The sequence below is a fragment of the Streptomyces sp. NPDC014656 genome (assembly GCF_043084305.1).
In the GTDB taxonomy this organism is placed as follows: Bacteria; Actinomycetota; Actinomycetes; order Streptomycetales; family Streptomycetaceae; genus Streptomyces.
In genome coordinates this window covers 555,484-575,237 of the sequence record NZ_JBIBZN010000001.1, presented here as the reverse complement: position 1 = coordinate 575,237, position 19,754 = coordinate 555,484, and the positions used below count along the sequence as shown (strand labels likewise).

Genomic DNA, 19,754 nt, shown 5'->3' with positions numbered 1-19,754 from the left:
CGCACCCCGGCCACCCACCCACTCACCCCTCCTCACCCCTCCAGGAGAAGCGCCATGAGCACCACCACCCTCACCCCGCTGACCACCGCCGACGCCGAGGCCCTGATCACCGCCGCCCGCCGCGCGGCCGAGGAGGCCGGGGCCGCCGTCAGCGTCACCGTCCTGGACGCGGGCGGCCACCTGCTGGCCTTCCGGCGCGACGACCGGTCCGTGCTGATCTCCGGCGAGACCAGCACCCGCAAGGCGTACACGGCGCTCCAGCTCGACGCCCCGACCGCCGGCCTCGTCGACCTGGTGAAGCCGGACGGACCGTTCCACAGCCTGGCCACCGCCCTGGACCGGCCGCTGCTCTTCATCGCCGGCGGGGTACCGGTGCACCGCGACGGGCGCCTCGTCGGCGCCCTCGGCGTCGGCGGCGGGGCGCCCGAGCAGGACCACGCGTTCGCGACGGCCGCCGTGGCCGCGCTGGACGAGCGGGGCTGAACCCCACCGGACCCACCGGACCCATCGGCGACGGACCGCGCGGCGGCTCAGGAGGTACGACCCTCCAGGGCCGCCGCGTAGGCGTCGTCGGGGTCGAGGTGGCGCAGTTCCTCGGCGATCAGCTCCGCGGTCGTGCGGACCTTGAGCGCCATGACGCGGCTCGGCTGGCCGGGGATGGCGAGCCGGGCGACCGGGCCCTCGGGGCGGTCGATCCTGACCTCCCCCTGCGGGGTGCCCATCCGGACCGCGGTGACGACCGGGCCCTCCGAGACGATCCGTTCGACCGGGACGCCCAGCCTGATCTCGAACCAGCGGGCCAGCAGCTCGGCGCTCGGGTTGGCCTCCTCGGCCTCCACGGCCGCCGAGACGACGTCCGTCCCCGCCTGGTCGAGGGCGGCGGCCAGCATCGAGCGCCAGGGGGTGAGCCGGGTCCAGGCGAGGTCGGTGTCCCCGGGGGCGTACGAGACCGCCCGGGCCGCCAGCGCGCCGAGCGGGTCCTCGACCGCGTACATGTCGGTGATCCGCCGCTGGGCGAGGGCCCCGAGCGGGTCCTTGGAGGGGACGGCCGGGGCGTCCACCGGCCACCAGACGACTACGGGGGCGTCCGGCAGCAGCAGCGGCAGCACCACCGAGTCGGCGCGGGCGCCGAGTTCGCCGTGGAGGCGGAGCAGCACCGTCTCGCCCGAGCCGGCGTCGGTGCCGAGGCGGACCTCGGCGTCGAGCCGGGTCACGTGGCGCTCGCGCGGCGAGAGCGCCCGGCGGCGGATGACCACGAGGGTGCGCGAAGGGTGTTCCTTCGACGCCTCGTTGGCCGCCCGCACGGAGTCGTAGGCGTTCTCCTCGTCGGTGACGACCACGAGGGTGAGGACGACGCCGACGGCGGGGGTGCCGACGGCCCTGCGGCCCTCCAGGATCGCCTTGTTGACCGCGCTGGAGTTGGTGTCCGTGAGATCGATCTTCATTGCCCGGCGCCCGTCCCTTCCTCTGCGGCGAGCCTAACGCCCCGCGCCGGGTTCAGTGGTCGTCCGCGTCCGCGTCCGCGACGGCGCCGCCGCCGGCTTCGGCGGCGGCCCGGTTCTGGGCGCGGCGGCCGACCACGGCGGCGGCGGCGAGCGCCGTGCCGAGGAAGGCGGTGGCCACCACCCAGGGGCGGTCGAGGACGTGCCCGGTGGCGTGGTCCAGGGAGTAGCGGCCCGCGCCGGTGATGCCGATGGCGGCGGCGGTGAAGCCGAGGAAGGCCGGGTACTCGTAGCCGCCGGCCTGCGCGAAGAAGCCGGCCGGGGCGTGCACGGACACGGCGCCCGCCATCGCTCCGGCGGCGGCCGCGCCGGCCGCGGGGGTGGCCAGGCCGAGGGCGAGCAGGACACCGCCGCCGGCCTCGCCGAGGCCCGCGGCGACGGCGGACTCGCGGGCCGGGTGGAAGCCCATGGCGGACATCGCCCCGGCGGTGCCCTCGATGCCTCCGCCGCCGAACCAGCCGAAGAGCTTCTGGGTGCCGTGCGCCGCGAGCACGGCACCGGTGCCGACCCGCAGCACGAGCAGCCCGAGGTCGCGCCGGTTGGGGTGGGACATGACGTTCTCCAGGTGCGGGAGGGGACGCGTACGCCTCCACTGTCGGCGGGCCGCTCCCCCGCCGCCGCCCGGGAGACCGCCGGATACTCCACTTGAGTCATGTTTTGCGGCGTTTGCCGCGCGTTGCTTGACTGGGGTGGCCGTCGCCGCCCCGGCCACCCGGGAGCGGCCCGAGGGAAGTGGGTGCGCATGACCGCCGAGTCCCCCGGCACCACCGCGCTGGTCGCGATGCGCTCCGTGGCCGGCCCCCGCCGGTTCCCGCCCGAGGAGTGCGCCGCCGCCGTGGACTTCCTGGTGCGGGCCTTCACCGGGGCGGGACCGGAGGGCATGCGCCGGCGCGTTCGCGCGCTCGGCCGCGAAGTGGCCCCCGGCGAAGCAGAGAGGACATCACCATGACGCGGACGCACGACAGGCCGCACGACGGGACCGCCCGGACCGAGCCGCCGCGAGGACCGCTCGCGCTGCTCGCCGGGGCGGCCTGGCAGGCCCTCCTGGTGGCCGGGCTGGTGGCCCTCGTCCTCGGTGTGCTGGTGCTGGTGTGGCCGGGCGCCTCGCTGCTCGCGGCCGGCGTGCTCTTCGGCCTCTACCTGCTCTTCAGCGGGGTGACGCAGCTGGTCGCCGCCTTCGGCACGCACGCCACCGCCTCGCTGCGGGTGCCGGCCTTCATCAGCGGCGCCCTGTCGATCCTGCTCGGCCTGTTCTGCTTCCGGGGCGCCACCCAGTCGATCCTGCTGCTCGCGCTGTGGATCGGAATCGGCTGGCTCTTCCGCGGCATCACGCAGACGGTGGCGGCGGCGTCCGACCCGGCGACGCCGGCCCGGGGCTGGCAGGTCTTCCTCGGCATCGTCAGCGCCGTCGCCGGCATCGTGCTGATCGTCTCGCCGCTGGAGTCGGTCGCGGTGCTGACCCTGCTCGGCGGGATCTGGCTGATCGCGGTCGGCGCGGCCGAGATCGTCACCGCGATCCAGATCCGCTCGCGGGCCCGGCACCTGCCGCCCGGCGCCTGATCCGCCCCGCTGTGCGCCGCTCGTCCGGTCCGCCGTCCGCCCGATCTCCGGGCGGACGGCGGACCGGCTCGTTCCGTGCGCTAGATTTTGCCGGTCCATGACCGTCGATCGCTCGCGATCACCACTCTCCGGAGCCGGCTTCCCATGACCGACATCGTCAACGGCCTCGGCCGTGCCACCGCCTACGGCGCCCTGGGCGTGGTCCTGCTGATCCTCGGCATCGTCCTGGTGGACGTCCTGACCCCCGGCAAGCTGGGCCGGCAGATATGGGAGGACCGCAACCGCAACGCGGCGATCCTGCTGAGCTCCGCCCTGCTCGGCATCGGCGGGATCGTCTTCACGTCGATCTGGACCACCTACGACAACTTCGGCAAGGGGCTGGCCTCCACGGCCGCGTTCGGTCTCCTCGGCCTGGTGATGATGGCGGTCGCCTTCCTGGTGGTGGACCTGGTGACGCCCGGCAAGCTGGGGGCCACGCTGGTGGACCCGGAGCCGCATCCGGCGGTCTGGGTGACCGCCTCCTGCAACATCGCCGTCTCCGCGATCGTCTCCGCCTCGATCGCCTGACGCACCCGGCGCCCCGCGCCCCCCGCACCCTTTCCGGCCCGGTGCCCGTCCGCTCAGGACGGGGCCGGGCCGGCGGGCTTCCCGGCCGGTTCCACCTCCAGGAAGCGGCGGCCGCGCGGCCCCTTGTAGAGCAGGGCCTCCCAGCCGAGCCGGCCCAGCGCCTCGGCGCAGGCCGTCAGCTCCCCGGTCTCCTCCCGGGCGGCGCCGGAGCCGGGCGGCCCCAGCCACTCGACCACGGCGGTGGCGGGCCGCTCCCCCGCCCGCACCCGGTAGCCGGTCGCGGTCCGGACCCCGGCCGAGTCCACCGCCGACGGCGTGAGCCCGGCGGCCTCCAGGGCCAGCGCCACGGCCCGTACCGGCTGCCGGCGCTCCCACAGGGCGGGTACGGCTCCGGCCGCACCGTCCGGGCCGCCGGTCAGGCGTCTGATCTGGCGGAGCCCGTCGAGCGCGGAGCGGACCTCGCGGGAGCGCTGCTCGGCGTTGCCCGTGAACGGCGGCCCGTCGCCCGTCGCCGCCTCGAACGCCCCCTCGGCACCCGGCTCCCGGCTCACAGCAGGCGCCGGATCTCGCCGCGGACCCGGTAGAAGCCGCCGGCCGCTGGGTGCAGGGCCTCCACGACGTACCGCGCGCCGGCCTCGCGGATGGCGCGGGGGAACTGCACGTTCCACGACGGCTCGTAGCCGTGGCTGACCACGCGGACCCGGCTGCGGCCGCCCTCCCGGACGCACTCGACGACGATCGAGCCGGCCGGGGCCTCGCCCACCGAGGCGACGGCGGCGACGGCGGAGGCGGTGGTCGCCGGGGTGTACGTGGGCAGCGCGGCGGCCAGCTTGACGTCCCGCACCACGGGCACGCTGCCCTGCTGGGCGGCCTCGATCGCCGCCTCGCTCGCGTCCACGCAGACCAGCGAGCCGTCGGTGGTGACCAGGTACAGCCGCTCGTCGCGGTACTGCATGGAGAGCGCGGAGCCGCCGCCGGTGCCCAGCTTCCACAGCCGGGTGCCGTCCTCGGCGAAGCAGTAGACGGAGGAGGACGAGTCGCCCGCGAAGACGAACCGGCCGCCGGGCGAGGTGGCGCACGAGTACACCATCGCGTCGCAGGCGTAGACGGCCTCGACGCGGCCGTCCCGCTTCGCCAGCCGCTGCACCTTGCGGTGGCCGGTGCCCGCGTAGACGGCGGTCTCCTCCTGCCAGCCGAAGAGCACCGCGCCGTCGGAGCCGGTGTGCCACAGCTCGCCGGTGCCGTCCGCCGCGTAGGCGGTCACGCCCTTCGTGTCGCCGTAGTAGACCGCGCGGGCGTCCGCCCGGACCATCCAGGCGTACTCGCCCCGGCCGGAGCGGGACCACTGGTGCTCGTCCTCGTGGTCGATGACGGTGAGCCGGCCGGAGCGGTCGGCCACGTCGAGGACGCCCTCGTGGATGTCGAGCCAGAAGATGTCGACGTCGGCGCCGATCTCGTAGGCGGCGAACGGCAGCTTGGAGGAGAGGTCGTAGACCTTGCCGTCGTCGCAGCCCGCGTAGATCCAGAAGTCGTCGGCGACCAGGCACTTCACGCCGTCGGGCAGGCCGAAGCGGGCCAGCACCTCGCCGCCGTGGTCGAGGGTGAAGACGTCTCCGCCCTGGTTGCCCACCCAGATCCGCTCCTCGTCGACGTGGATGCCGAAGGCGGCGGAGCCGGTGCGGAAACGCCACAGGACGGGGGCGACGGCCCGGGCCGTGGAGGGCGCGGAGCCGACCGCGCGGCGGGTGACCGCCCGGGCGGCGCGCTGCCCCCGCACGGCGGGGGCGTACCCCTTGCGGACCTTCTCGCCGATCTTCTTCGCCGCCGCGGCGTGCGCCTTGTCGGCCGTCGCGAAGGAGGAGCGCTGGGTCTGTCCGGCCGCGCCGATGCGGCCGTAGCGGACCGACACGTCCAGGCCCTCGACGGTCACTTCGTAGAACTTGTGGGCACCGCCGCCGTCCTGCGACAGCTCCAGATAGGTCGTCGTCATGGTCAGAACGGTAGGGGCAGCCACTGACAACGGCCCGCACGGGGCCCTGCCGGCCCGTGCGGTCCGGCAGGGCGGCCGGCGCGGCCGGGCACGGCCGGCCGCGAGGACGCGCCCTCGTCCGGCGGTGCCGGACGCGAGGGCGCGGTCGCCCGCTCCGTGTCTCAGACCCCGGAGGGCGCCTTCCCCTTCGGGTTCTCCGTGACCGTGACGCGGCCCTTGCGGAGGGTCGCCAGGCGCGGGGCCCGGCGGGCGAGGGCGCTGTCGTGGGTGACCATCACGAAGGTCAGGCCGTGTTCCTGCCAGAGCCCTTCGAGGAGGTCGGCGATCTCGTCGCGGGTCGACTCGTCGAGGTTGCCGGTGGGTTCGTCGGCGAGCAGCACCCGGGGCCGCTTCACCAGCGCCCGGGCGATGGCCACGCGCTGCTGCTGGCCGCCGGAGAGTTCGGACGGCAGATGGGCCAGGCGCTCGCCGAGGCCGACCGACTCCAGCGCCTCCGCTGCCCTGCGGCGGCGCTCCTTGGCCTTGACGCCGAGCGGGACCAGCGCGGTCTCCACGTTCTCCTGGGCGGTGAGCGTGGGGATGAGGTTGAAGCTCTGGAAGACGAAGCCGATGTACTGGCTGCGGACGGCCGTGAGCCGGCTCTCGGAGAGCCCGGCGAGGTCGGTGCCGTCGAGGAACACGCTGCCGGCGGTGGGGCGGTCGAGGCCCCCGAGCATCTGGAGCAGGGTGGACTTGCCGCCGCCGGTGGGGCCCTGGATGACGAGGCGGTCGCCCTGCGCGACCTTCAGGTCGATCCCGGCGAGGGCGTCGACCCTCGCCTGGCCGCGCCGGTACTGCTTGGTGACGCCGATGAGTTCGTACATGGGTGGGACTCCTGCGGTACGGGGAGGGGTGGGCGGCTACTCGACGCGGCGCAGCGCGTCGGCGGGGCGCAGCCGGGAGGCGCGCCAGGCACCGAACGCCCCGGCGACGAGGCCGCCGACGAGGGCGAGGAGGACGGCGAGTCCGACGGTGGTGAGGCTGACCGGGGCGGTGAGCGCGATGTCGACGCTGCGGCCCGCGGCGGTGCGCGTCATGCCGGGGCCGCCCGCGCCGCCGCCGAGGGCCATGCCGCCGCCGCGCCCGGCGAACCCGCCGGTGCCCGCGCCGAGTTCGGCGGTGAGGGTGGGGCTGACGGCGGTGACGGCGTAGGCGCCCGCGAGGCCGACGGCGATGCCGAGGGCGCCGCCGATGACGCCGTTGACGAGGGCCTCGCCGACCACCTGGCGGGTGACGCGGCCGCTCTTCCAGCCGAGGGCCTTGAGCGTGCCGAACTCGCGGACCCGGCGGCTGACGGCGGAGGAGGTGAGGAGCCCGGCGACGAGGACGGCGGCGAGCAGGACGGCGTACGAGAGCCACCTGCCGACGCTGGAGGCGAGGCCGGCGGCGGTGTCGAGGGAGCCGGAGACGGTCTGGGCGAGGTCGGCGGAGGTGGTGACCGTGGTGCCGGAGACGTTCTTCTGGATGGCGGCCTTGACGGCGTCGATCTTCGTCGAGTCGGTGGCCTTGACGTAGACGGTGGTGACCTTGCCCGTCGAACCGGAGAGTGCCTGGGCCCGCTTCAGCGGGAGGTAGACCTGGGCGGTGGCCTGCCCGCTGTCCGCCGTGGCGATCCCGATGATCTCGAACTTCACTCCCTTGACGGTGAGTTCGCCGCCGACGGCGAGGCCCTTCTGCTGGGCGTAGGCGCTGTCGACCACGACGACGGCGGCGTCGGTCTCGGTGGACTTGAAGGTGCGGCCCCCGGTGACCGTGGAGGTGGTGAGGGGGCCGAGGTCGGGGCTGGTGACGTCGGTGCCGTAGAGGGTGAAGGAGTCGACGTCGAAGGCGGCGCCGCCGCCGGTGACGGTGTCGCCGGGGCCGCCGCCGGTGCCGCCCTGGCCGAAGCCCTGGCCCTGCCCCTGGGCCTGTCCCTGGCCGCGCCGGAACTCGCCGTCGATCTTGAGGTTGACGAGGCTGAGGCCGCCCACCGCCCGGTCGACGCCGGCCTGCTTCGCGACGGTGGCGACCGTGGAGTCGGCGAGGGTCTGGAAGCCCTGGACCATGAGCCGGTCGCTGCTCTGCTCCTCGCCCTCGTCGCCGCCCTGGAACTCGAAGCGGGGCCGCACCGGCTGCGCGCCCTCGGCGGGCCGCTCCTGGGCCTTCGTCACCGTGAGGTCCGTGCCGAGTCCGTAGAGGGATTCGAGGACCTTGCCCTGGGCCTGCTTCATGCCCGCGGAGACCGAGGTCACGACGATGACCAGCGCGATGCCGAGCGCCAGGCCGGAGGCGACGACCAGCGCCGCCTTTCTGCGGCGGCGCAGTTCGCGCCGGAGGTAGGTGAAGAACATGGCGCGAACGTAGGGGCGCCGCGTGAGGCCGGGATAAGGCCCGCGTGAGAGCCGGATGAGAGCACACCGCGCGGCCCCCGGCTCCCGCCACGGGGCGGGGGCCGGGGGCCGGGGCCGCGCGCGGCGGGGCGGGGGCCGGGACGGCACGGGGGCCGAACCGGCACGGGGGCGGGGGCGGTCTGGCGGGCGCGCCGGTGCCCGTGGGGTCAGGCGAGCTTCTTCAGGACCTCGGTCGCGAGGGCGGTGGAGGAGGCGGGGTTCTGACCGGTGACCAGGTTGCCGTCGACGACGACGTGCGGGGCCCACGGCTCGCCCGCCACGACGTCGACGCCCGCCTCGCGCAGCCGGGTCTCCAGGAGCCACTTCGCCTTGTCGGCGAGGCCGGCCTGGGTCTCCTCGGCGTCGGTGAAGGCGGTGACGCGGCGGCCCGCGAAGGCGTTGGCGCCGTCCTCGCGCACGGCGGCGAGGAGGGCGGCCGGGCCGTGGCAGACGACGGCGAGCGGCTTGCCGGAGGCGAGGGCGTCGACGAGCAGGCGCCCGGAGTCGGCGTTCACGGCCAGGTCCTCCATGGGGCCGTGCCCGCCGGGGTAGAAGACGGCGTCGTACTCGGCGAGGTCGACGTCCTCCAGGCGGAGCGGCGTGCGCAGCGCCGCGAAGGCGTCGAGGACGGCGGCGACGCGGTCGGCGCCCTCCTGGCCGCCGTTGGCCTCGGGGGCGAGGCTCCCCCGGTCGACGGTGGGGACGACGCCGCCGGGGGTGGCGACGACGACCTCGTGGCCGGCGGCGGTGAAGGACTCGTACGGAGCGGCGGCCTCCTCGGCCCAGAAGCCGGTGGGGTGCTTGGTGCCGTCGGCGAGGGTCCAGTGGTCGGCGCCGGTCAGCACGAAAAGGATCTTCGACATGGGTCTGCGGGCCTCTCGGTCGGGGGAACGGACGGCCGGCCCTGGCCCCGCGGAGGGGGTCACCGGGTCGGCGATGATCCGACCGTAGGCGCCACGACCCATGGGAATCCAATAGGCTCGGACATGTGGACGATAGGAATTCCGATGGATCGGCGGGAATACCCTCGCTCCCCGGACCGCCGACGCCCGGGCCGCCGGCGAACGGGCTGCCGGACCTGAACCTGCTGCGCACCTTCCTCGCCGTGTACCGGGCCGGGGCCTTCACCGCGGGCGCCCGGGTCCTGGGCCTGTCGCAGCCGACGGTGACCGCGCAGATCCGGGCCCTGGAGGGCCGGCTCGGGCGGGAGCTGTTCGAGCGGCGGCCGCGCGGGGTGGTGCCGACGCCCTCCGCGGACGACCTGGCGGCCCGGATCTCCGGCCCGCTGGACGCGCTGGGGGCCGCCGCCGGGACGGCGGCCGGTTTCCCGGGCGAGGAGGTCCCGGCGGAGCCGGTCCGGCTGGCGGGCCCGGCCGAGTACCTGGCGCACACCGTGCTGCCGACGCTGGCGCCGCTGGTGGAGCGCGGGGTGCGGCTGCGCGTGGCCTTCGGCCTCACCGACGGCCTGCTCGACGAGCTGCGGGCGGGCCGGCACGACCTGGTGGTGGCGACGGCGCGCCCCCGGGGCCGCAGCCTGACCTGGCTGCCGCTCGCCGACGAGGAGTTCGTGCTGGTCGGCGCGCCCGTGTGGGCCGGGCGCCTCGGCGGACGGATCGCGGCGGAGGGGCCGGCCGCGCTGCACGGCGTGCCGCTGGTGGCGTACGCCGAGGACCTGCCGATCCTGCGCCGCTACTGGCGCCACGTCTTCGGCCGGCGCCTGACGGCCGTGCCCGCGGTGACCGCCCCGGACCTGCGGGCCGTGCGGGCGGCGGTGGCGGGCGGCGCCGGGGTGAGCGTGCTGCCCCGCTACCTGTGCGCGGCGGAGCTGGCCGCGGGCGCCCTCGTACCGCTCCACCTGCCGGAGGACCCGCCGATCAACACGGGCTTCCTGGTGGGGCGTCCGGGGCCGCCGGCCCACCCGCACGTGGCGCTGGTCCGGGACCACCTGGTGCGGCGCGGGCGGGAGGCCGGGGAGCGCCCCGGGGCCTGACCCGCCGTCAGTAGGTGACGGTGATCCGGCGGGCGGGGCCGTCGACGCGGACGGTGCCGCCGTACGGGATCACCACCTGCGGGTCGGTGTGCCCGAGGTCCACGTCGAGGACGGCGAGGGTGTCGGGGGCGTAGGCGTCGAGCGCGCGCAGGACGGCGGCGCGCTGGGCCTCGCGGTACGCGGCCCTGGCCGTGGCGTCGTTCGGGGTGTCGAAGGACCAGGCGCGGGCCCGGCCCATGAGGAGGGCGGAGAAGCGGGCGAGGAGGCCCCGCTCCCCCATGGCCCGCAGGACGCGGAACACCTCGTCGGCGGAGGGCAGCAGTTCGGAGGTCTCCAGGAACAGCACCCCGCCCTCGTACACCTCCGGCTCCGCGATCTCCCCGCCGGCCATGAGGAGTTGGGCGACGACCTCCAGACAGCCGCCCCACGAGCGGCCCTCGGCGACCCGGTCGGCGCGGTGCCAGATCCAGGGCCCGGCGGGCTCCATGACGGGCGCGGAGTCGAAGGTGCGGGGGTCCTCCCAGGGCCGTTCGACGTCGTTGGTGTCCGTCGGGGCCGGCAGGTCGTAGGGGCCGGAGCCGAAGAGCGCGGCGCGCACGGAGGCGTCGGTGACGGGGTGGACGGCGCCGGGCCGGCCGAACTGGGTCATCACGGCGGCCCCGTGATAGCCGACGACGCCGAGGTTCCACAGCCGCATGAGCAGGCTGGTGTTGTCGCTGAAGCCGAAGAACGGCTTGGGGTGGGACCGGATCAGCGCGTCGTCGAGGTGCGGGAGGACGGTGATCTGGTCGTCGCCGCCGATGCTGGCGACGATCGCCGCGACCGTGGGGTCGGCGAAGGCGGCGTGCAGGTCGGCGGCCCGGTCCCGCGCGGACGCGCCGAGCTTCCGCGTCGTCGGGTACTCGACGGGCACCAGGCCGTACTCCTCCGACAGGCGCCGCAGCCCCAGTTCGAAGGGGAGCGGCAGCACTTCGGGCAGCCCGGCGGCGGGCGACAGCACGGCGATCCGGTCGCCGGGGCGGGGCTTGGGGGGAACGATGCTCTCCGACATCCCCGCACCCTAGTCGGGGCCCCGCCCCGGCCACCCGCGGTTTTCCGGCGGGCGCCCGCCGGTCAGCGGGTGTGGGCCAGGGGGTCGGCGAGGACGTCGTGGAGGACGAGGGCGGCGGCGCCCCGGGCGGCGTCGGTCGCCGGGGAGGCGGCGCGCAGCCGGCGGGCGTCGGCGGGCCACAGGCCGGAGACGACCCGCTCGGCGAGTTCCGCGGTGACGGCGGGGGCGAGCCAGGGCATCAGGCGGGGGTAGATGCCGCCGAGGACGACGGCCTCGGGGTCGAGGAGGTTGACCGCGCCGGAGAGGGCTCGGCCGAGCATCCGGCCGGCCTCGGCGAGGGCCGCGAGCGCGCGGGGCTCCCGGCGCTCGGCACGGGCCGCGAGGTCGTCGACGTCGGCGGCGTCCGCCGCGCGCAGCAGGGCGGCCTGGCCGGCGTACTGCTCCAGGCAGCCGCGGGAGCCGCAGCGGCAGCGGGGGCCGCCGGCGTCGACGACGAGGTGACCGATCTCGCCGGCGAAGCCGTGGGCGCCGCGCAGGAGTTCGCCGTGGACGACGACGGCGCCGCCGACGCCGGTCTCGCCGGTGAGGTGGAGGAAGGTGCGGGGCGTGCCGGGGGTGCCGAAGCGGAGTTCGGCGAGGGCCGCCATGTTGGCCTCGTTGTCGGAGGCGACGGCGAGCCGGCGGGCGGCGGGGCGCAGCGCGGCGAGGGCCTCGCCGAAGAGGCGCTCGGCGGGGGTGTCGTGCCAGCCGAGGTTCGGGGCCTGGCGGACGGTGCCGTCGGAGACCAGGCCGGGCAGGGCGAGGGCGGCGGCGGACGGGCTCAGGCCGAGGGCCTCGGCCTCGGCGAGCGCCTCGGCGGCGACGCCGGCGGCCCGGGCCAGGACGCCGGGGGCGTCGGCGCGGTTGTCGAGCCGTACGGTGCGGCGGATGCGGTCGGCACCCGTGAGGTCCACGAGGCAGACGGAGACGTACGCGACGTTGATCTCGACGCCGAGGGCGGCGGGGCCGGTCACCGCCGGTTTGAGGACGGTGCCGGGGCGGCCGGCCTGGCCGCTGAAGGTCTTGCCGGACTCGACCAGGAACCCGAGGTCGAGGAGCTGCTCCACCAGGGAGGAGACGGCGGGCCGGGTGAGGCCGACGCGGGCGGCGACGGCGGCCCGGGTGGTCTCGCCGGCCTCGTGGACGGTCCTGAGGACGAGGCTCAGGTTGTGCCGGCGCACGCCCGACTTGTCGGCCTTGGGTTCCGTGGGCTGGTTCATGGTGAGCGAGAGCCTAGTCGCCCCTTTCACTCGAACAGAAACGCGGACGGGCCCGGCGCGGGCCGGACGCCGCGGCCTAGGCTTCCGCCCGTGACGCTTCCGCGTGACCGGCGCGGCCGGGCCGCCCGCCCGCCGCTCCCCACGAGAGGAACCCCATGAAGATCCTGGTCGTCGGCGCCGGTGCCACCGGTGGCTACTTCGGCACGATGCTGGCCCGCTCCGGGCGGGACGTCACCTTCCTGGTGCGGCCCGGCCGGGCGGCGGCGCTGCGCGCGGGCGGGCTGCGGGTGGCGGGACGGGACGAGGAGTGGGTGCTGGACGCGCCCCGGCTCGTCACGGCCGGCGAGGAGCCGTCGGGCGGACCGTACGACCTGGTCCTGCTCGGTGTGAAGTCGACCGCCCTGGACGCCGCCCTGACGGACCTGGCCCCCTTCGTCTCGCCGGGCACGGCGGTGCTTCCGCTGCTCAACGGCATGGCCCACCTCGACGCGCTGGACGCCCGGTTCGGCGCCGGGGCGGTCCTCGGCGGGGTCGCGAAGGTGGTCACGACGCTCGACGACACGGGGACGATCCGGCGGCTCGCGCCGCTGGCGCACCTCGCCCTCGGCGAGCGCGACGGCTCCGTCTCGCCGCGCGTGAAGGAGATCCGCGCCGTCCTGGAGGAGGGCGGCATCGACGCGCCCGTGCCCGCGTCGATCGTCACCGCGATGTGGCACAAGTGGGTCTTCATCACCACGATCGGCGCGGTGACGAGCCTGATGCGCGGCACGGTCGGCGAGGTGTACGACGCGCCCGGCGGCCCGGAGCTGGGCCCCGCGGTCCTGGCGGAGGCGGCGGCGGTGGCCGCGGCGGCCGGGCACCCGGTGCCGGAGGCGGAGCGGGCGGCGACCCTCGCGGTGGTCTCGGCGCCCGGTTCCCCGATGGTCCCCTCCCTCTACCGGGACCTGACGGCGGGCCGGCCGACCGAGGTCGAGCACCTCTTCGGCGACCTGACCGCGCGGGCCCGCGCCCTGGAGGTGCCGACCCCGCTGCTCGACCTCGCCACCCTCCACCTGCGGATCCACCAGCGGCGGATCGACGCCGCCGACCGGGGTCAGTAGGCTCGGCGGCGCCGGACGGGAGCAGAGGAGCGACAGAGTGTTCGTCAAGGTGTGCGGGCTCGCCACGACCGCCGACATCGACGTGGCCGCCGAGGCGGGCGCGGACGCGATCGGCCTGGTGATCAGCGGGACCAGCGTGCGGGGACTGGCCCGGGACCGCGTGCCGGCCCTCGTCGCGCACGTGCCGGACGGCGTCGTGTCGGTGCTCGTCGTCAACGACACCCCAGCCGCCGAGGCCGCCCGGATCGCCGCCGACCTGGGCTTCGACGCGCTCCAGCTGCACGGCCGCGCCTACGGCCCCGCCGAGTTCGAGGCCGCGGCCGGGATCCACCCCCGTCTGTGGCGGGCGACCGCCCTCGCCGACGGGCCCGACACCCGCGTGGGCGCGCTGGGCGAGGAGGTCCTGCTGCTCGACTCGCCCAAGGCCGGCTCGGGCTCCCGCTGGGACCTCTCGCTCCTGGACACCGCCCGCCCCGAGGGCCACTGGCTCCTGGCGGGCGGCCTAGCCCCCTCGAACGTCGCCGAGGCGATCGCCACCGCCCGCCCCTGGGGCGTGGACGTCTCCAGCGGCGTCGAGTCGGCGCCCGGCGTGAAGGACCACGACCTGGTCCGCGCCTTCGTCACCGCCGCGCAAGCCGCACCGCCCGCTCAACCTCTCGGCACCTCCGCACGTCAGTAGGGGTGAGCACGACACACTGCCGGGGAACGAGGGGGCCGTGATGGTGGAGGAACTGGCGGAGGCCGTGGTGCGGGCGGCCGGCGCGGCGGTGCGCGGCGTGGCCTCGGTGCTCTCCGTCCCGGAGGCATACTCGGCCGCGGCGGAGTTCGCCACCGCGGCGGGCGAACGCCCCCGCGAGCGGCGGGACGGGAAGGGCGGGAAGGACGGGAAGGGCGGGCGGCGGGACTAGGTCGTCCTGCGGGACTTCGCCGCTGATCCGCTGGTGGGCGCCGTGGCGGATCCCGGAGGTTGGAGGTTGGATCCCGGGGGTTGGGTCCCGGAGGTCGGATCCAGTATCCCGGAGATTGCATCCCGGATTTCGGAGGTCGGATCCAGGATCCAGGACCCAGGAGGTCGGATCCCGGAGATTGGATCCCGGATCCGGGACCCAGGACCCAGGACCCAGGACCCATGAGATTGGATCCCGGATCCCGGATCTCGAACCCCTGATCCACTCAGCCCAGCAACCCCGCCGCGGCCGCCCCCAGCACCCCCTCGATCCGCCCCCACGTCTCCTCGTCCCGGGTGAGCGCCGGCAGGGTCTCCCCCGCGCCCGTGCCCCAGGCGGTGGCGATGGCCACCGGGTCCTCGCCGGTGGCCGCGCCGGCGGCGAGGGCGGCGGCGCCGAGGGCGACGAGTTCGGTGGCGGCGGGGACGACGAGGGGGCGGCCGGAGAGCCGGCGGACGGTGTCGGTCCAGGTCCGGCCGCGGGCGCCGCCGCCGATCAGGCGCAGAGGCCGGGAGCGTACGGCCGGGTCGGCGGGGTCGAGGCCGCAGGCGGCGAGGAGGCCGTCGAGGGCGCGCAGGACCGTGAAGGCGGCTCCCTCGTAGGCGGCGCCGAGGATCTCGCGGGGGTCGGTGGTGTGGCGCAGGCCGGTGAGGAGGCCGGAGGCGGCGGGGAGGTCGGGGGTGCGTTCGCCGTCGAGGTACGGGAGGACGACGGCCTCGCCGCCGGGCAGGGCGTCCTCGCGGTCGAGGCCGAGGAGGGCGGCGAAGCGGTCGACGGCGAGCGTGCAGTTGAGGGTGCAGCCCAGCGGCAGGCGGGTGCCGTCGGTGGCGGCGAATCCGGCGAGGGCGGGGTCGGCGGGGCGGGAGCGGGTGGCGGCGAAGACGGTGCCGGAGGTGCCGAGGCTGACGACGGGGTGGTCGAGGAGGCCGGCGGCGCCGAGGCCTAGGCCGACGGCGGCGGCCATGTTGTCGCCGGTGCCCGCGGCGACCGCGACCGTGCGGGGCAGGCCCAGTGCCTCGGCGGCGGCCGCGGTGAGGCCGCCGGCGCGGGTGGCGCCGGTGGGGGCCACGGCCGGCAGCTGTGCGGGGGCGAGGCCGAGGAGGTCGAGGAGGGCGGGGTCGTAGGCGCCGTCGGCGGGGGCGTACCAGCAGGTGCCGGAGGCGTCGCCGGGGTCGGTGACGGCCTCGCCGGAGAGGCGTTCGGTGAGGAGGTCGTGCGGGAGGCGGACGGCGGCGGTGGCGTCGGCGTGGTGGGGTTCGTGCTCGCGGAGCCACTGCCACTTGGCGGCGGTCATGGAGGCGACGGGGACGGAGCCGGTGCGTTCCAGCCAGGCCTTGGGGCCGCCGAGGCGGTCGGCGAGGGCGGCGGCCTGGGGGGCGGAGCGGGTGTCGTTCCAGAGGAGGGCGGGGCGCAGCGGGCGGTGGTCGGCGCCGAGGGCGACGAGGCCGTGCTGCTGTCCGGCGACGGCGATGCCGGTGACGGACCCGGGGGTGGCGCCCGCGTCGCGCACCGCCGCGTCGACGGCCGCGCGGACGGCGGTGACCAGGGCGGTCCACCACTCCTCGGGGTCGCTCTCGCGGGCGCCGCCGGTGCCGGTGACGGTGTGGGGGGCGCGGCCGAGGCCGAGGACGCGGCCGGTGGCGGCGTCGACGGCGACGGCCTTGGCGGACTGCGTGGAGCTGTCCACGCCGATCACGACGGAGGGGCTGACGGGCACGCCCTCACCTCTTTCGACTCTGTGTTTCCCGTCCGGGTCTGGCGTCCCGGGGTGCCGGTGGCGTATTAGTTATCTCAGAAAACAAATCCGGCCGCCAGCATCGTCCCCGCGGCCCTCCCCCACCCCTCCACGAGAAGGACCCACCATGTCCGAGCGCTTCTCCCCCTCCCCCGAGGACCGTTTCACCTTCGGCCTCTGGACCGTCGGGTGGCAGGGCCGCGACCCGTTCGGGGACGCGACCCGCCCGGCCCTCGACCCGGTCGAGTCGGTCGAGCGGCTGGCCGCCCTCGGGGCGTACGGCGTCACCTTCCACGACGACGACCTCATCCCCTTCGGCGCGCCGGAGGCGGAGCGCGACGCGGTCGTGAAGCGGTTCCGGGAGGCCCTCGACCGCACCGGTCTGACGGTCCCCATGGCCACCACGAACCTCTTCACCCACCCCGTCTTCAAGGACGGCGGCTTCACCGCCAACGACCGGGACGTCCGCCGCTACGCGCTGCGCAAGACGATCCGCAACATCGACCTGGCCGTCGAGCTCGGCGCCGAGGTGTACGTCGCCTGGGGCGGGCGCGAGGGCGCCGAGTCGGGCGCGGCGAAGGACGTGCGGGTGGCCCTGGACCGGATGAAGGAGGCCTTCGACCTCCTCGGCCAGTACGTCACCGAGCAGGGCTACGACCTCCGGTTCGCGATCGAGCCGAAGCCGAACGAGCCGCGCGGCGACATCCTGCTGCCCACGATCGGCCACGCCCTCGCCTTCATCGAGCGCCTGGAGCGGCCCGAGCTGGTCGGCGTCAACCCGGAGACCGGCCACGAGCAGATGGCCGGGCTCAACTTCCCGCACGGCATCGCGCAGGCCCTGTGGGCGGGCAAGCTCTTCCACATCGACCTCAACGGCCAGTCCGGGATCAAGTACGACCAGGACTTCCGCTTCGGCGCCGGCGACCTGCGCCAGGCCTTCTGGCTGGTCGACCTGCTGGAGTCGGCGGGTTACGCGGGCCCGAGGCACTTCGACTTCAAGCCGGTGCGCACCGACGGCTTCGACGGCGTCTGGGAGTCGGCGAAGAACTGCATGCGCAACTACCTGGTCCTCAAGGAGCGGGCGGCCGCCTTCCGCGCCGACCCGGAGGTCCAGGAGGCCCTGATCGCCTCCCGTCTGCACGAGCTGGCCGTGCCCACCGCCGCGGAGGGGCTGGGCGAGCTGCTGGCCGACCCGACGGCGTTCGAGTCCTTCGACGTGGACGCGGCCGCCGCGCGTTCGATGGCCTTCGAGCGGCTCGACCAGCTGGCCCTGGACCACCTGCTCGGGGTGCGCTGAGCCCGCGCCCCCCGAGGGGGCGTCAGCGGGTGGTGAGGGTGGAGCGGCGGACGACCAGCTCCGGCTGGAGCACCACCTGCTGGTGCCGGTGGTCCGCCGCCGCCGCGCCCGTCTCCTCCAGGAGCAGTTCGGCGGCCCGGGCCCCGAGGGTCAGGGCCGGCTGCCGCACGGAGGTGAGCGGCACGGTGGCGGCGGCCGCGAACTCGATGTCGTCGTAGCCGACGATCGCCATGTCCTCGGGGACCCGCACGCCGGCGGCGTACAGCGCCTGGAGGACGCCGAGGGCCAGCAGGTCGTTGGCGCAGAAGACGGCGGTCGGGCGGTCGGCGAGGCCGAGCAGCCGGGAGCCGGCGTCCCGGCCGGAGGCGACGTCGAGCCGGTCCGCCGGAAGCTCCCTGAGGGCGGTGGCGGGCAGTCCGGCCTCGGCGAGGGCGAGCAGCGCGCCCTCCCGGCGGTCCCGCACCTGCTGGAGGTGGGCGGGGCCGCTGACGTAGGCGAAGGTGCGGTGGCCGGTGGCGGCGAGGTGGCGGACGGCGAGCGAGCCGCCGACGACGTCGTCCACGGAGACCGAGCAGCCGCCGCCGTCCCCGCCGACCCGGTCGACCAGGACGTAGGGGATGCCGTGGCGGCGGAAGTCGCGGAGGTTGCCGCCGTCGGCGTCGGCGGGGGTGACGAGGACGCCGCGGACCCGCTGCTCGGCGAAGAGGGAGAGGTAGTCGGCCTCGTCGCCGGGGTTCTGGTCGCTGTTGCAGACCATGACGCCGAGGCCGGCCGCGCGGGCGGTGCGCTCGGCGCCGCGCGCGATGTCGACGAAGAAGGGGTTGCCCATGTCGAGGACGAGCAGGGCCATGATCCGGCTGCGGCCGGCCCGCAGCTGGCGGGCGGACTCGCTGCGCACGTAGCCGAGCCGGTCGATGACGCGGCGGACGTGTTCCAGGGTCGCCGGGGAGACCCGCTCCGGCTGGTTGATCACGTTGGAGACGGTGCCGACGGAGACGCCGGCCTCGCGGGCCACGTCCTTGATGCCGACGATCCTGCCGCCGGGGGGCCGTTCGGCGCCGCCGGCCGCGGACGTCCCGGTGGCCGTCGCCGCGGGTCCGGCCCCGGCGGTCCCGGACCGCCGGTCCGTACGGGCGCCGTCGCGTCCGCCCCCGGCGTCGCGCGCGGTGCCCGTCACCCGTTCCACCTGCGTGCCACCTGGTCGTCCGTCCTGCCCGTCCCGCCCCGTCCGTCCGGGGGCGCCGCCACCTGTCGCATCCTATGCGGCCCCGCTCACGCGAGGTGGAAGACCTCGGTCAGCGGGCGCATCGCCTCGTCCGGCCGGCGGCCGTCCAGTTCCTCGAAGAAGCCGCCCATCTCCGCCTGCCAGCGGGCGTTGACGTCGGTGGCGTCCATGGCCGCCCTGGCCCGTGCGAAGTCGTCGGTCTCCAGGTAGCCGACGAGGAGGCCGTCCTCGCGGAGGAAGAGCGAGTAGTTGCGCCAGCCGGTGGCGGTGAGCGCGTCGCGCATCTCCTGCCACACCTCGGCGTGGCGGAGCCGGTACTCCTCGGCCCGTTCGGCGCGGACCTTCAGCAGGAAGCAGACCCGCTGCACGGCGGCTCCTCGGTTAGGGGCCGGCGAGATCCCGGCGGGAATGAAATGTTTCACATCCTTCACCCCTGGACGCTAGGTCTTTGCCGTCCTGGTGGTCAAGAACCTTGACGACTCCTCGGGCGCAGACCGGATTCCGAAGGAATTGAATCGATTTATCAAGCGGTGTCGGCCGCGCCGGTGACCTGGCGTCCGTGCGTCGGCCGGTCGCGCGGACGCGGCCCCTGCGACACCACGAGCCGCGGGGCGACGGTGCCGTCCGGATCCGGTCCGCCGCCGCGGACGCCCCGAGGCGCCGGAGGTGTCGCGCGTACCTCGCCCGCCGTGCCCCGGACGGCCCGGACGCCGTCCTCGGCCTGCCGCACGAGAACCTCGCCGGCCACCGGGTCCGCGTCCACCGCGCCGACGGGGCCGGACTGCCCGCGCTGATCGCCCTGATCGCGCGGCTGCTGGAGGAGCACGGGGCGCGGGGTGCGCGCCGGCCGTCGCCGAGACGGGGGCGATCGTCCCCGACGGCGGCCCGGGGCAGGGGCGGCGCGCCCTCACCCTCGTGCCGGACCCGCACGTGTGCGCCGTCCGCGAGGACCAGGCCGTCGCCTCCGTGCCGGAGGCGACGCCGCGGCTCGACCCGCGGCGGTCGCTGACCTGGATCTCGGGGCCTTCGGCGACGGGTGACATCGGACTGGGCCGGGTGGAGGGCGCGCACGGGCCCCGGACCCTGGAGGTCGTCCTGGTCCGGGGCCCGTGCTGAGGGGCGT

At 75.8% G+C, this 19,754-nt stretch carries 21 protein-coding genes and 1 pseudogene; 10 read left to right on the top strand and 12 right to left on the bottom strand.

Going from position 1 to position 19,754, the window contains the following annotated elements:
- Positions 1-54 precede the first annotated feature (54 nt).
- On the top strand, positions 55-483 hold the full coding sequence (locus ACF1ED_RS02675) for a heme-binding protein (RefSeq protein ID WP_391756557.1): 429 nt from the start codon (positions 55-57) through the stop codon (positions 481-483).
- A gap of 47 nt (positions 484-530) precedes the next feature.
- On the opposite strand, the gene opcA is transcribed toward ACF1ED_RS02675, so the two are convergent.
- Positions 531-1,445, bottom strand: a complete 915-nt coding sequence (opcA, locus tag ACF1ED_RS02670; protein ID WP_391756556.1) for a glucose-6-phosphate dehydrogenase assembly protein OpcA — start codon at positions 1,443-1,445, stop codon at positions 531-533.
- A gap of 52 nt (positions 1,446-1,497) precedes the next feature.
- Positions 1,498-2,055 (bottom strand): DoxX family protein, encoded by a 558-nt coding sequence (locus ACF1ED_RS02665; protein ID WP_391756555.1) that lies wholly within the window; start codon positions 2,053-2,055, stop codon positions 1,498-1,500.
- Between the two features lie 189 nt (positions 2,056-2,244).
- Here ACF1ED_RS02665 and ACF1ED_RS02660 point away from each other — a divergent pair, with 189 nt between their 5' ends.
- The 3 genes from ACF1ED_RS02660 to ACF1ED_RS02650 all read left to right on the top strand — a co-directional run bounded on the left by ACF1ED_RS02660 (position 2,245) and on the right by ACF1ED_RS02650 (position 3,629).
- Positions 2,245-2,451 (top strand): hypothetical protein, encoded by a 207-nt coding sequence (locus ACF1ED_RS02660; protein WP_391756554.1) that lies wholly within the window; start codon positions 2,245-2,247, stop codon positions 2,449-2,451.
- The gene (locus tag ACF1ED_RS02655) at positions 2,448-3,062 is read left to right on the top strand and encodes an HdeD family acid-resistance protein (RefSeq protein ID WP_391756553.1); all 615 of its coding nucleotides are present in this window, start codon (positions 2,448-2,450) and stop codon (positions 3,060-3,062) included. Before ACF1ED_RS02660 ends, ACF1ED_RS02655 begins: the two co-directional genes overlap by 4 nt.
- Before the next feature lie 144 nt (positions 3,063-3,206).
- Positions 3,207-3,629, top strand: coding sequence for a DUF350 domain-containing protein (locus ACF1ED_RS02650; protein WP_391756552.1), 423 nt, complete (start codon positions 3,207-3,209; stop codon positions 3,627-3,629).
- A gap of 53 nt (positions 3,630-3,682) precedes the next feature.
- Here the strand turns inward: ACF1ED_RS02650 and ACF1ED_RS02645 are convergent, their stop codons facing one another.
- The 5 genes from ACF1ED_RS02645 to ACF1ED_RS02625 all read right to left on the bottom strand — a co-directional run bounded on the left by ACF1ED_RS02645 (position 3,683) and on the right by ACF1ED_RS02625 (position 8,890).
- Positions 3,683-4,180, bottom strand: coding sequence for a hypothetical protein (locus ACF1ED_RS02645; RefSeq protein ID WP_391756551.1), 498 nt, complete (start codon positions 4,178-4,180; stop codon positions 3,683-3,685).
- Positions 4,177-5,619, bottom strand: a complete 1,443-nt coding sequence (locus ACF1ED_RS02640) for a WGR domain-containing protein (RefSeq protein WP_391756550.1) — start codon at positions 5,617-5,619, stop codon at positions 4,177-4,179. Before ACF1ED_RS02640 ends, ACF1ED_RS02645 begins: the two co-directional genes overlap by 4 nt.
- Positions 5,620-5,780: 161 nt before the next feature.
- Positions 5,781-6,482, bottom strand: a complete 702-nt coding sequence (locus ACF1ED_RS02635; protein WP_391756549.1) for an ABC transporter ATP-binding protein — start codon at positions 6,480-6,482, stop codon at positions 5,781-5,783.
- Between the two features lie 36 nt (positions 6,483-6,518).
- Positions 6,519-7,988 carry an ABC transporter permease gene (locus tag ACF1ED_RS02630; RefSeq protein ID WP_391756548.1) on the bottom strand — a complete coding sequence of 490 codons (1,470 nt, stop codon included), beginning with the start codon at positions 7,986-7,988 and terminating at the stop codon, positions 6,519-6,521.
- A gap of 206 nt (positions 7,989-8,194) precedes the next feature.
- Entirely contained in the window at positions 8,195-8,890 is a 696-nt protein-coding gene (locus tag ACF1ED_RS02625) for a type 1 glutamine amidotransferase domain-containing protein (RefSeq protein WP_391756547.1), read from the bottom strand.
- A gap of 158 nt (positions 8,891-9,048) precedes the next feature.
- Between ACF1ED_RS02625 and ACF1ED_RS02620 the strand changes: the two genes are divergently transcribed.
- A complete protein-coding gene (locus tag ACF1ED_RS02620) occupies positions 9,049-10,017 on the top strand; it encodes a LysR family transcriptional regulator (RefSeq protein WP_391756804.1) in 969 nt (322 codons plus the stop codon).
- A 7-nt stretch (positions 10,018-10,024) separates the two neighbouring features.
- On the opposite strand, the gene ACF1ED_RS02615 is transcribed toward ACF1ED_RS02620, so the two are convergent.
- Positions 10,025-11,068 (bottom strand): S66 peptidase family protein, encoded by a 1,044-nt coding sequence (locus ACF1ED_RS02615; protein WP_391756546.1) that lies wholly within the window; start codon positions 11,066-11,068, stop codon positions 10,025-10,027.
- A gap of 62 nt (positions 11,069-11,130) precedes the next feature.
- A complete protein-coding gene (locus tag ACF1ED_RS02610) occupies positions 11,131-12,327 on the bottom strand; it encodes an ROK family protein (RefSeq protein ID WP_391756545.1) in 1,197 nt (398 codons plus the stop codon).
- A gap of 155 nt (positions 12,328-12,482) precedes the next feature.
- Here ACF1ED_RS02610 and ACF1ED_RS02605 point away from each other — a divergent pair, with 155 nt between their 5' ends.
- The 3 genes from ACF1ED_RS02605 to ACF1ED_RS02595 are packed head-to-tail and all read left to right on the top strand — an operon-like array spanning position 12,483 to position 14,335.
- Positions 12,483-13,427: a ketopantoate reductase family protein gene (locus ACF1ED_RS02605; RefSeq protein WP_391756544.1), complete on the top strand. Its 945-nt coding sequence runs from the start codon at positions 12,483-12,485 to the stop codon at positions 13,425-13,427.
- A 37-nt stretch (positions 13,428-13,464) separates the two neighbouring features.
- The gene (locus ACF1ED_RS02600; protein WP_391756543.1) at positions 13,465-14,106 is read left to right on the top strand and encodes a phosphoribosylanthranilate isomerase; all 642 of its coding nucleotides are present in this window, start codon (positions 13,465-13,467) and stop codon (positions 14,104-14,106) included.
- Positions 14,107-14,146: 40 nt separating this feature from the next.
- Positions 14,147-14,335, top strand: coding sequence for a hypothetical protein (locus ACF1ED_RS02595; RefSeq protein ID WP_391756542.1), 189 nt, complete (start codon positions 14,147-14,149; stop codon positions 14,333-14,335).
- A gap of 265 nt (positions 14,336-14,600) precedes the next feature.
- Here ACF1ED_RS02595 and xylB read toward each other — a convergent pair whose 3' ends face one another.
- Complete coding sequence (xylB, locus tag ACF1ED_RS02590; protein ID WP_391756541.1) at positions 14,601-16,091, bottom strand: xylulokinase; 1,491 nt, start codon at positions 16,089-16,091, stop codon at positions 14,601-14,603.
- A gap of 145 nt (positions 16,092-16,236) precedes the next feature.
- Here xylB and xylA point away from each other — a divergent pair, with 145 nt between their 5' ends.
- Positions 16,237-17,406, top strand: coding sequence for a xylose isomerase (gene xylA, locus ACF1ED_RS02585; protein WP_391756540.1), 1,170 nt, complete (start codon positions 16,237-16,239; stop codon positions 17,404-17,406).
- A gap of 22 nt (positions 17,407-17,428) precedes the next feature.
- Here the strand turns inward: xylA and ACF1ED_RS02580 are convergent, their stop codons facing one another.
- Together ACF1ED_RS02580 and ACF1ED_RS02575 are read right to left on the bottom strand one after the other, a co-directional pair.
- The gene (locus ACF1ED_RS02580; RefSeq protein ID WP_391756803.1) at positions 17,429-18,439 is read right to left on the bottom strand and encodes a LacI family DNA-binding transcriptional regulator; all 1,011 of its coding nucleotides are present in this window, start codon (positions 18,437-18,439) and stop codon (positions 17,429-17,431) included.
- Between the two features lie 239 nt (positions 18,440-18,678).
- On the bottom strand, positions 18,679-18,999 hold the full coding sequence (locus ACF1ED_RS02575) for an L-rhamnose mutarotase (protein ID WP_391756539.1): 321 nt from the start codon (positions 18,997-18,999) through the stop codon (positions 18,679-18,681).
- 221 nt (positions 19,000-19,220) lie between these two features.
- Here ACF1ED_RS02575 and ACF1ED_RS02570 point away from each other — a divergent pair.
- Positions 19,221-19,747, top strand: a pseudogene (locus ACF1ED_RS02570) (LUD domain-containing protein).
- Positions 19,748-19,754 lie beyond the last annotated feature (7 nt).